Source organism: Bacteroides sp. D1, from assembly GCF_000157095.2.
Taxonomy (GTDB): Bacteria; Bacteroidota; Bacteroidia; order Bacteroidales; family Bacteroidaceae; genus Bacteroides; species Bacteroides xylanisolvens.
This window is the reverse complement of sequence record NZ_JH114331.1, coordinates 263,050-275,956: the sequence shown is the minus strand read 5'-3', so window position 1 is coordinate 275,956 and position 12,907 is coordinate 263,050. Positions and strand designations below refer to the sequence as shown.

The window sequence follows — 12,907 nt, the reverse complement described above, 5'->3', positions numbered from 1 at the left end:
TTATTAGGTTATATTTAGGTTTTTAGTTTTCTTTGTACAACAAACAACGATCTATAACTATGAAAAATGTATTCACTTTTCTATTATTATTGTTTTCTTTGTTATGCAACGGACAATCTCCTAAGTTATTCACTACTGACAAAGAGCTCTCCAGTAGTCTGATTAATCAAATATATCAAGACCGGAACGGTTTCATTTGGATTGCAACAGAAGATGGTCTGAACCGTTATGACGGTGCTAAATTTACCATATACAAACATGAGCCCAATAATGAACATTCGTTAGCCCACAATTTTGTTCGTACTGTTTTTGAGGACAGCAAAGGTCATTTGTTTATCGGTACATATATGGGAATTCAAATGTATGATCCGGCCACAGACAATTTTACCCCACTTGCAATAAGGGAAGACAATGGAGAAATATTTGAAAGCAATATTGTTTCCTTTATCGAAAGGAGAAATGGAGAAATATGGGTATCCGGAAATATGTTGTGCAGGTTGAATATCAAAGATTACCTGTTGACTGTTCAAAAAATTGATATCCCCATGACATCAACAGGATTTATGATTGAAGACAAGAAACAGAATGTCTGGATAGCAAAAGGCGAAGAAGGAGTATATCGTCTTGATTCTAATAACCAACTTACTTTGTATTTATCTAAAGACAACGGATATGTCAAAAGTATATGTGAAGATTCACGTGGGAATATTTATGTAGGAAGTATGAGAAAAGGACTATTCGTCTATAACAAAAGACAAGACTCCTTTATACCTATTGATTTTAAAGAAAAGAGAGAACTTCCTATCTGTTTCCTCTATTCCGGACCGCAAAATGAATTATATATCGGAACTGACGGTAAAGGTATGAGTGTCTACAATAACCAAACTCATGAAATCTCCGAATACAATTTTGACAACAACTATTTTGATTCAAAAAATTCAAAAATACATTCTATCCTAAAAGACAATTCCGGTAACTTATGGTTGGCTGCTTATCAGAAAGGAGTCATGCAGATACCTGCCCGAACAAACAGTTTCAAGTATATAGGACATAAATCCATGGATAAAAACATAATCGGTTCCAGTTGTATAACCTCATTCTGCAAAGACAACAACGGTATGTTATGGGTGGGAACGGATAACGACGGTATTTATGCCCTTACAGAAAAATTGGAGCCGGCAAAACATTTCTCACACACCACCCATCCTCATTCAGTACCCTCAACTGTTATTAAATTGTATGAAGACTCCGAACACAATATGTGGATTGGTTCATTTATCAACGGTATGGGAAAACTGAACAAACAGACAGGATTATGCGATTACCAGTACAAACTGGTAGATAAGAACAACAACTATATACAACGTGTATATGATTTCGCAGAAGATAAAAACAAGCGTCTTTGGATTGCGACAATGGGATTCGGTTTGTTCTACTATGACCTGAAAACGAAAGAATTTACATCCGTACAATCTCAGACATCTCTAATCAACGAATGGATAGGTTGCCTCCATTATTCCGATGATAATAAGCTGTATGTCGGAACTTATGACGGCGTCAACTGTATAGACCTTGACAGTCCTGATTTTCAAAGTCATAAGATACTCTCACAAAATGTTATTTATTCAATCTTTGAAGATGCCGACGGAGTTGTCTGGTTGGGCAGTTCCGAAGGATTATCCGGTTGGAATAAAAAAACGAAAGAACTAACCACTTATACGACTGCAGACGGATTGCCCAGTAATACAATATATGCCATACAAGGAGACGGAAAAGATTTTCTTTGGATAAGCACCAATGCCGGAATTTCCCAATTCCAAAAGAAAAACGACAAATTTATCAATTATTATGTCAGCGACGGATTACAGGGAAATGAGTTCTACAAGAATGCCTCCTTCAAAGATAAACAAGGTATTATCTGGTTTGGCGGAATGAATGGTATCACCTATTTCAATCCGCAAGACATTATCAATCCGGCAAAAACATGGAATATCCGGATTACCGACTTTTTCCTGCATAACAATCCGGTTAGAAAAGGAATGAAATCCGGTATTCACAATATTATCAACTGCCCTGTATTCAACGCTAAAGAGTTTTATCTATCCCATAAAGACAATGTGTTCAGTATCGAGTTTGCCACTCTGGAATTAAATGCCCCCGAACACATCAACTACCTTTATTCTATCAACGATGAAAAATGGATTAGTTTGCCCAAAGGTGTAAACCGTATCTCATTCAGCAATCTGAAACCCGGTACCTATAACTTTAAAATCAGAGCAAAAGACAACACTGTGTATTCAAATATAAAAGAAATTACCATCTTTATATCTCCTGCATGGTATGCTTCATGGTGGGCCAAAGTTATCTACTCCTTATTATTACTGACCATTATATTTATCATTATTCTTCAGATCAGACATCGGTACAGAATGCATCAGGAAATGCTGCAACATATCCATGCCGAACAAATCAATGAAGCAAAATTGCAGTTCTTTATCAACATCTCTCATGAAATACGCACTCCGATGTCTCTAATCATCAGTCCTCTACAGAAACTGATTAAGAATGAGGAGAACAATGAACGCCTGAAAATATATCATATTATCTACAGAAATGCGGAACGTATTCTGAATCTTGTCAATCAACTAATGGATATTCGGAAAATTGATAAAGGACAAATGTTCCTGATGTTCCGGGAGACCAACATTATTCCTTTTATTGAGGATTTATGTACCACTTTCGGTCAACAGGCAAATACAAAAAATATCCAACTACAACTTCACAGTACACTCCGGGAACTGAATGTATGGGTAGACACAGGTAATTTTGATAAGATTATCCTGAATATTCTGTCTAATGCCTTCAAGTTTACTCCTGAAAAAGGAAACATAGATATTACCATCCGTACGGGAGAAGACAATACACTGCCCGATCCCTTGAAACAATATGCCGAAATAATTATCGCGGATACCGGAACAGGCATCGATGAACAGGAAAAAGAACATATCTTCGAACGTTTCTATCAGATCCGTAACAGCCAACAGAATCCGAAAGGCGGAACAGGAATAGGATTACATCTGACTCGTTCATTAGTGGAATTACATCATGGAATTATCTATGTAGAAAATAATAAAGAACAACCGGGTTGCCGTTTTATTATCCGATTACCGTTGGGTAACAAGCATCTACGACCTGAAGAAGTTGACAACAATGAGCAAAAGGTAACAGTAACCGTACCAACTGTTCCTGTCATCTCTCCCATTATAGAAAATGAGGAAGAAAAGAAAGTCAGGGTAAAAACTAAATATCGCGTATTAGTTGTAGAAGACGACGAAGAAATCCGAAATTATATAGCGAAGGAGTTCGGGGACAAATTTCATATCATGGAAAGCCGTAATGGTAAAGAAGCATTAGAGCAAATATTTAAAAAGACTCCGGATTTAGTCATTAGTGACATCATGATGCCCGAAATGGACGGACTTACCTTATGCCGGAAGATCAAGCAGAATGTAAATCTCAATCATATCCCAGTCATTTTGCTTACTGCGAAAACGAGGGAAGAAGACAACCTTGAAGGTCTGAATACAGGAGCCGACGCCTATATCATGAAGCCATTCAATATCGAAATTCTGCAAAAGACGGTAGAAAATCTGATTAATACACGGCAGCAGTTACGCAAAGTATTTACAGGACAGCAAAATCTGGAAAACAAGGTTCAGAAACTGGAAGTGAAATCACCCGATGAGAAATTGATGGAACGTATTATGAAAGTGATCAATGAAAACATCGGTAACCCTAACTTGACAATAGAGACAATCACCACCGAAGTAGGTATCAGCCGCGTACATCTTCACAGGAAACTCAAGGAGCTCACCAACCAGACAACCCGTGACTTTATACGTAATATACGTTTAAAAGAAGCCGCTCGTCTATTGTCCGAAAAACAGCATACCATATCCGAGATAGCCATGTTAACAGGATTCACTGATCCTAATAATTTCTCGACAACATTCAAAGAATTGTATGGAATGCCGCCTTCAATGTATATGAAAGAGCAGTTGAGCAAAAAAGAAGAGTAACCCAACTGCTCTCTAGCATGTTTATCTGTTAAACTTGTACCAATCAAAGTTAAACAGTTTGCAGCCTTTACGTCCTTTGAATACAAAATAAATATCTTGTATTCCTGTGACCGGTTTTACAATATCAGCCTGCAATGTTTTCCAGCATTCCCAACCTCCCGTTGAAGGAATAGTCAGTTCCGCAATTAATGGTCCGCTTATACTGTCTGTACGTACTTCAAGTGTCCCGCCACGAAGGGCACTGGCAACGGTAGCAGTGAACCGTTTGGGGGATTTATTGCCGAAATCCACTTCACGTACCTTTATATAATCTCCATTATGAATTTCAGATATATATATACCGGTTTTCGCATTGGGTTCGGACTTCACACCTTCAGAAAAAGCGATTGTTTCAGCTTCCACCCTTTCGTAAGGATTGAGCGTACCTACCGGTGACACCCCTTCCCGGGTAGCATTAATAATCGGGAAAGTGCCGTCAGCGTTATACTTAAATTGCTCCACCGCCGCACTTCGCCCGAAGCCTCCACCACCCGGCAGCTTACCCGTATGATAGAAGAAATAAGAATTGCCTTTATAGTCTATCACTCCACAATGGTTAGTAAACGAGCCCGTATCTTGTAAAGGCATGATTTCTCCCATATACTTCCACGGCCCAAGAGGTCCGTCACTCATGGAATAGGCAATATGTTCGGGTACACCTCCGGCAGCATAAAGAAGATAATATTTTCCTTCCCGTTTATGAAGCCATGGACCTTCTGTATAAGTATCTTTATACTTAACATCTTTGACACGTTTTTCCGGATTGGGTGCACCAAAGCTCTCAACAGTCTGTTCCAGTTTGCCCACTTCACCTTTCAAGGAAATCATGTCGTCATTCAGTTCTGCATAATAGATATTCGGATTTCCCCAATACAGATAAGCACGACCGTCATCATCAATGAAGACCGTAGGATCAATATAGTCCCAGCTTCCGTCATGAAGCGGTTTGCCGATGGCATCTTTAAAAGGACCGACAGGCGAATCGCCTACCGCCACACCGATTGCCATCGTATTGGAAAGTTTGGAATGCAGGCAGACATACCAATAAAACTTACCATTACGCTCTACACATTGTGCTGCCCAGGCACGGTCGTCCGCCCAGTCGAATGATTCGATGGCAAGAGGAGAGCCGTGATCGGTCCAGTTCACCATATCTTTGGTAGAATACACACGCCATTCCTGCATCCAGAAAAAATCCGCTTTGTCTTCATCGTGTCCCGTATACACATACAAGGTGCCGTCGTGCACCATAGGAGCAGGGTCTGTAGTAAAGCAAGTTTGCACAATCGGGTTCTGTGCCGACAGTCCTCCTTCGGTCATAACCGAAACGAGCAACAATGTGGCTGCGATAAATGTAGATTTCATTTTCATGCTATTTTCAGTGTTTAAATAAATGTGGTACAAATTCTTTCAGGCAACGTCTCCACGTGAGCCATTCATGCGCTGTGCCTTGCGATTCGTAATAATCAACCTCGATACCCAGTTTCCGGAGTGAATCCACCATCTTCTTTGTTCCCATTTGTTCCTCCGTGCCACAGCCGAGAAAGAAATAATTCACTTTCTTATTGAACTTGTCCGCATCCGCAAACACTCCGTTAAAACAAGTCTTCATATCCAGACCGAAAATCGCCCCGCTGAAACTTCCGATATAAGAAAACTTATCGAGATGAGGCAGAACCGTATTGAAAGTCTGATGTCCTCCCCACGAGAGTCCTGCCATAGCACGGTGTTCGCGGTCGGTTTTCGTACGGAATGTCCGGTCTATCATAGGAATCAGGTCTTTCAGAATAACGTCATAAAAGGTGGCGCCATACAAAGCCCGCTCCTCGTTCACATCTTTTCCCGGACGCGGCCGGAACGGAGCTTCCACATCACCGCTATCCATCACCACGAGCATCGGCACACACTGACCGGATGCAATCAGGTTGTCCATAATATGATTCATCTTTCCCTGCGTGCTCCAGCCGGTTTCATCTTCACCCATGCCATGTTGCAGATACAATACCGGATAGCGCTTCTTCGGATGAGTTTCATACTCTGCCGGCGTATATACCATACACAGACGGAACTCTTTCTGCGTTTCGGAGTAATACGTACAGGAACGAACCTGCCCGTGAGGTACCTGTTGAGGACGATAATAATCCCCCTCCTCACCTTCAGGGATTTCGATGCCACTTGCCATACGGCAACAACCGAAGAACGTATAACTGGAAGGATCTGTTACCGACACCCCGTCTGCAATCAGGAAATAATAATGGAATCCTACAGGCAGAGGGTTGGTCGTTGCCGTCCAGAGTCCTCCGGCATCTTTCCACATATCATACTTCTTTCCGCAACAATCCACTTGTAGCCTGTTAGCCTGCGGAGCATAGAAACGAAAATGAGCACGCCCCTCTTTATCCACCCGGGGATAGTCATATCCCGGAATATTAGTGGATGCCGGTTCGGTAGTAATCCCGGAGTTTGGTTCCTTCTCCAACAAAAGGAGTCGTTTCTCGGCATACCGCACTCCCAATTTCCTGTATCCTTCTGCCGTGAAATGCAAATTATCTTCTGCGGCAGGACAGCCCGAAGAAGGAATCACGTATGCGGTCAGAATCACTTGCGGCAGCGTATTGATTATCTCATTCATGCTTGCACATCTGCCATTCTGGTCGGCATGCACCACTTCTCCCGCCAACAAGGGAACATCTTTTGCCTGAAGATTCAAATCCCTCAACAAATTCTCATAGACTCTCTTTACTTTTTGAGGCCACTCTTTATCACCGGTATTAGACTCGCCTTGATGCAAGAGGATACCTTTAATCACACCGGCTTTCTGTGCTTCTACAGCCAATTCTTTTAGTCTACGGTAAGGATTATTACCATACGCTTTCGCGGTATTTTTCAGCCATTCCGGTTGAGAGGCAATATGCTCTTCGCAATTCTCCTCATCAAACAGTTCAATCCTGCAACCACCTACAGCTACATTGATGACACCTACCTTAATATTATCAGGCAGCCTTTCCACTAACGTACGTCCGAAATAATCGGCCGGTGTTAACCCTGTATGGCAACGTACCAACGGAGGAACAGCCTTATACCACTGTCCTTTGACACGTCCCAAAGACGGACAATCAACAGCCGCCATCATCAGAAAGCGTTCATTGACATTGCACGTATCCTGGGCCTCGATCTTTGCATTCCCTTCCATATTGGATTGTCCTAGACAAAGATAAATATGGAAATTCGGGTCTTGTGCAAAGGCAAATATGCCTGCACATAATAAACAACATAAGACAATAATCTTCTTCATTTGCGTATCTATATCATAAATATTAATTAATGCGTAACCTTGCGATAAGGACTTTCCTGAAGATTCAATCGACTGACTTCATCACTACCACAATCAATTATAATTTTATGCAATACAATAGCAGGGCTTAACGGACGAATAATTAATGCATGTATTCCTTCTTTCAGATTAACATTGGAAAAATCCACCACCGACTCTATCAACCGCGCAGCACCGGCGGGATACATCTTCGTATAACAATTAGCCCAAGTCATCTCTGAATTGTAATTTACTATTTGTTCTTTACCACCATCCAAACTGATAGCATAACTATGTCCTCCTTTTATAAAAGGCAAAGTACTATCCAAGATTAATCTTACACGTATATTTTTCATCTCAGAATTAAGCTTCATGCGATATGTCAATGAAGCTCCTGTTACAGGTTGTGTATAGGGCATCAACGACAAACCAGAAAGAGTACGTCCCAAGTCAGGAATAACTGTCCACTCCGTCTTATTCCCTTGTGTACATTCTGCAAAACGTTCCGCTTCCATTACTACCACCCCACCTTTCTCCTTATACTCATATCCTCCCGGCTTATATGCAGAGACATCCACTCTTATGATTTCGGGCATTATATTTCCTCCTTTAGGCTCATCCCAGCTTGTATAACCGATGTGCGTCTGATCCATTAAATGATTCCATTTTCCATCAGCTATATTGTTATTATAGTCATAGCAAAGTTCCGCATCATACCTGAAACAATACTCCACTCTATCTGCCCATTCATTGGCACGTGGATCACCCTCAGATGCTAACTTATGATTCATAGCAACCGCATAATACATCTCATAAAGGTTTGCCATGGCCTGAACAGGAAAAAGAATGAGTTCTTTATATGTATCCTTCAATTCTTCCGGTAAAGTCATAAACTGACGATAGGCATGCGCCTCCAAAGCAAGAAATTCATCTGTTACAGCCTTAAATTCTCCACTGGAAAGATTATAAGTTTGGCTATCCAACATTTCTGCAGTTACGCGAGCAGCATATTTACAATACAGATTTAAGATGCGAGCGGCTTCTACTGCATAGTTATCCCCAAACTGTTGTTTACAGAAACTACAAGTATATTCCTGTAAATTATCAGCCGTAAGGTGTCCAGGATTCCATGCCATATTCAAGAAAAAATCAACAGGAAATTCATTCGGTTTCAAGTCCCCCACATTTAGAATCCACATTTTATCCACACCATAAGAATAAGTCAAATATAATTGTTCCCACATATGCTGGATCTGTGTCATATTCAGCCATTGATAGGCACGTGGTGCTCCATGTAAATCTACATGATAATACATACCATATCCACCAGGATGCCGTTTATCCTTTAAATCTGGTAAACGACGTACATTCCCCCAATTATCATCACAAAGCAAAATCATGACATCATCAGGTATTTTCATTCCCTTATCATAATATTCCAGTACTTCACTATAAAGTGCCCACAATTGTGGAGTCTTACAAGCAGGTTTACCTGTTACATCTGCTATTATTTTACGCTGTCCTTTTACGATTTCCTCCAATAGATGCGTATCTGTATCGGGTCCCATCGGAGCATCACCGTCACCACGCATAGCGATAGTAATTACTTCTTCCTTTCCATTCATTCGCTTGATACCCTCACGGAAAAAACGTTCTACTCCCTCTTTATTCCTCTGATAGTTCCACTCACCATACAACTTACGATTACGGGCATATTCCTGGTGATTACGTGCCATCGGTTCGTGATGGGAAGTCCCGATTATAATCCCCATTTCATCAGCTAAAGGACTATTCATCGGATCATCTGCATAAAATGCTGCACTCCACATGGCCGGCCATAGAAAATTAGCTTTCAAACGGAGGAGAAGTTCGTAGACATGCACATACATCTTACTGTTAAATCCTCCGAACTTTTCAGTTGTCCAACCTCCCATACAAGGCCATTCATCATTAATGAAAATGCCACGGTATTTTACAGCCGGTTCACCATCAGTATAAACACCTTCTTTAATATAAATAGCCTGATGCTTTACCGGCGGAACATCAAGCCACCAGTACCAAGGAGAAATCCCTATTTGTTTTGACAATTCATAAATACCATAAATCGTTCCACGCTTATCACTTCCAGCAATCAGCAGCACATCTCCCTGTAAACCTTCCAAAGGAGCATGAAGAGTGGTGATTATATATTTTTCATTCTTACCTCTCAATTCTTTACCATCCAGTTTTCCTGTTTTTACTAATTGACGTATAAGTGGGCTTTTGTCAAACGAACCTATGATAATACGCACTTCTTTTCCCGCAATATTCGATAATTCGGGTTTTACAGTAGTCACTTTTTCAAAATCCGTTTGTAAATTACGCACCGCTAACAGCACCCCACGATGTTCTGCATCATCACACCAAATAGAGAACGATCTGTTTTGTGGTGTAACCAAAGGTAACTTGGCATCCGCTGATATAAAAGTGACAAATGGTTCCGCAGCATTCAAAACAGATACACATAAGAATAGAAATATAATTATTATCCGACTCAAAAACATGTTCTTCATTATTTTCTAGTTACATACTGTCCTAAAAACAATTATCCGCAAGATACTACTTGTAAAATGCGGATAATCGAATTTAAGAGAATTCTTATTTTCTTTCGATAACAATGTTGTCGAGATACAAGTCACCGGCACCTGATGAATTGGCTTTCAATTCAAACGTATTTGCCCCTTTTCGTAAGGAAACCGACATTAAGGCTGTATTCCATACAGTATTGTCATTATCAGTTTGTGCAAACTCCGGAGTACCTACTTTGGTATTGTTTATATACATATCTACGGTATTGACTGTAGCCGACGGAGCACGGTAGCGAATACGGATTGTATATACACCATCTTCCAGTGCAGTAACAGCATCACGTACGGCAGCTGCAGAACTAGCACCAAAATTTATATATCCCTGTGCTGTGTAGTTACGTATCGGCTCCGAATCTCCTTTTGTCACTCTCTTAGTCACATTTTTAAAATCAAAGCATTCAGCCTCATACTGATAAGCGCCCTGATAAATTTGTGGAGAAGCGGGAATCTGGATAGATGCTGCAGTAGATACAGTTAAACGATCGGTGGCTTTTCCTGAACAATTGACCGTCAAATCCAATGGTCCGTTATGAGTGACAGTCAGCGTATATACATCTTCTTTCCAATTCTCGGAAACTTGTGCAGTACCATTGGCTCTGGAAGACACAGAATGAGTTGGTTTGGATGTACATCCATATATCTTGATTACCTCCGTCTTGCTCGAACCACTAGGGTCATAGTTATTCATGTAGAAGGTGAGCTTATTGGCATATTCTTTTATAACACTTACAGTATATTTGGAGTAAGCCAATTCCATCTTGTCACATGTATTGTATTTAAACGGAATTGCAGCATTCCGTATTCCGGCAAGTCCGTTATAAACCACCCAACCATTTTCTATACGTCCTGCATAAAGTTCTCCCGTATACTCTTGCGGGAACCAACGGTTGAATTTTCCAACTTTAGTATTTACATCGCTCCAAGATCCTTCGAAAGTTGATTGGTTGATTTTATACTGGAATGAATTAGCTACATCGTCACACAATTCGAACGCAACAGGAATCGTAGGATAACGGCCCGTTTTCTTAAAGTAACAATGATTATCCCAAAGATTACCATCATCATCGCGAAGGTAAAGCCCTTCATGCAAATTCTTCGGGCTGCTGTATTTAGCATTATCATCACCGGAATAGACATCTTGAAGAATCACCACTTTCGTGCGGTCAATAACTTCTTTCCGGGAAGGAATACGAATTGTTTTATCAATAATCTTACGGAACATATCTATATTGATATTGACAAATTGCGGAAAACATTCCCAATTACGGCTCTGATAACCATCACCTACACTGACTGCATTCGTCTCCTTAAAACATTGCTGCCATATAAGTTCAGGTCCGTCAATAACAGTCTGACCTGTCAGCATCACATGCTCTATAATAGGCAGCGCACCGGCAGCCGGCGGGAAATCCTTATCGCCATTCTGTCCTTTCTCCTCTGTCCAGCCGCATTGGTCGAAACGGATGCCGTACTGACCTGCAAAACCGGAGAGCCACGTGCCTAAACAAATTCCTTCGACATTGAAGAAGCCACTTTGCGTGGTGTATTTTTCACACATAATGAAATTTTCAGAGTACAACTTGGCAGTTTGGGCAAAATCAGAATTACGCTTCACAAGAGCAATAGGATTAATATTAGCCGACCAAGTATTACCACAGAAACTAACTACCAGATATCCTCCATATTTATGAGTAAGTTTCAAAAGTTGATTCCAGTGAGCCACTCGTTGTAACCACGATACAGAGAACTGGTCATCATACCCCCAAAACTGCTCACAATAATTGAAACCAAGAAAGTTGGGATATTCTCTGAAAAACTCATCATATACCCGAACCTTATCGTCACTTTCAAATTGACTATATAAGCTGACATCCTTAAAATGACTAAAACCGCCGCTTGAAGGCTGCACCATCGCCCACACATTATTTTCAGCACACGTCCTCAACCACGACTTTGCTATCTCATAACCATACTCGCTTACATTATAGATCCCAGTAGCCTCATCATGGCTTACAGACAACGAGATATTAAAAATGGTAAACGGACGAATATCTGCAGGGATAAGGTCTATGATTTTCTGAGGATCGGCATAATTCCATGAATCGATATGAACAAACCATGCCGGTTGTTCAGGAGAAATAGGACGGCGTAACGCCCCCGTTACCGGAGGAATTTCGGGATTATCTCCTTTAAAAAGATTCAGTTCGATGACAGGTGTCCGGTCGGTAAAAGTGAAACTGACAGATTCGTCACCAATAGCACTCACTTGTTTAAACTGACTGGTAAGTTTGCCGCTCACCGCCTTGTCAAGGGTACGAGACTTAGCTCCGTATTTTACAGTCCAATAGCCGTCAGTGTTGATATCTACTATCGGTGCAACTGTATTGTTTTCATCCAACACCTTGACTTTTTCATCATTCTCAAACGTTAGCCAGGCATCATCAAGAGTCCAATAATATTCATCATGTTCTACTTTGGCACCTACTTTTGGAGAATAAACTACATCCTCTCCTCCGCCTTCCAATGCTGCTATCTGAGCATACATACTGAAGCTTGTACCATCCGACAACTCAATCGTATAACTCGCGCCATTATTCACCGGATTGTATGTCTTTACAGCCAGGTCCTGTTGTTTGGCCTCAATAAGCTTACGTAATGCCTTGACATTAGTATTAATATTCTCGACAGCCGTACCGGGTTTCGGTACGGAAGGAGCGTCAGGATCAATGACATCGTCATCTTTACAGGAACCAAGAATACATGCACAGCATACTATTCCGAGAAAAAGTAGGTATGATAGCTTACTTTTCGTATTTAACAAATTCATCATATTCCAACTAGTTATTATT

General features: G+C 40.9%; 5 protein-coding genes. 1 reads left to right on the top strand and 4 read right to left on the bottom strand.

Annotated features, from left to right (window positions below; all coding sequences use genetic code 11):
- The first annotated feature begins 59 nt into the window (after positions 1-59).
- A complete protein-coding gene (locus tag BSAG_RS20420) occupies positions 60-4,079 on the top strand; it encodes a two-component regulator propeller domain-containing protein (RefSeq protein ID WP_004316129.1) in 4,020 nt (1,339 codons plus the stop codon).
- Between the two features lie 21 nt (positions 4,080-4,100).
- On the opposite strand, the gene BSAG_RS20425 is transcribed toward BSAG_RS20420, so the two are convergent.
- From BSAG_RS20425 to BSAG_RS20440, 4 genes are all read right to left on the bottom strand, one after another.
- Positions 4,101-5,489: a glycoside hydrolase family 43 protein gene (locus BSAG_RS20425; RefSeq protein ID WP_008770379.1), complete on the bottom strand. Its 1,389-nt coding sequence runs from the start codon at positions 5,487-5,489 to the stop codon at positions 4,101-4,103.
- 7 nt (positions 5,490-5,496) lie between these two features.
- Positions 5,497-7,413 carry a sialate O-acetylesterase gene (locus BSAG_RS20430; protein WP_004316131.1) on the bottom strand — a complete coding sequence of 639 codons (1,917 nt, stop codon included), beginning with the start codon at positions 7,411-7,413 and terminating at the stop codon, positions 5,497-5,499.
- Positions 7,414-7,439: 26 nt separating this feature from the next.
- Positions 7,440-9,983, bottom strand: a complete 2,544-nt coding sequence (locus tag BSAG_RS20435; protein WP_004316132.1) for a glycosyl hydrolase 115 family protein — start codon at positions 9,981-9,983, stop codon at positions 7,440-7,442.
- Between the two features lie 85 nt (positions 9,984-10,068).
- Positions 10,069-12,888 carry a glycoside hydrolase family 98 domain-containing protein gene (locus BSAG_RS20440; protein WP_008016210.1) on the bottom strand — a complete coding sequence of 940 codons (2,820 nt, stop codon included), beginning with the start codon at positions 12,886-12,888 and terminating at the stop codon, positions 10,069-10,071.
- Positions 12,889-12,907 lie beyond the last annotated feature (19 nt).

Bases quoted from the DNA above. Each gene is read 5' to 3' on its own strand.
- BSAG_RS20430 (WP_004316131.1), bottom strand. From the start codon at position 7,413: ATGAAGAAGATTATTGTCTTATGTTGTTTATTATGTGCAGGCATATTT.
- BSAG_RS20440 (WP_008016210.1), bottom strand. From the start codon at position 12,888: ATGATGAATTTGTTAAATACGAAAAGTAAGCTATCATACCTACTTTTT.
- BSAG_RS20435 (WP_004316132.1), bottom strand. From the start codon at position 9,983: ATGAAGAACATGTTTTTGAGTCGGATAATAATTATATTTCTATTCTTA.
- BSAG_RS20425 (WP_008770379.1), bottom strand. From the start codon at position 5,489: ATGAAAATGAAATCTACATTTATCGCAGCCACATTGTTGCTCGTTTCG.
- BSAG_RS20420 (WP_004316129.1), top strand. From the start codon at position 60: ATGAAAAATGTATTCACTTTTCTATTATTATTGTTTTCTTTGTTATGC.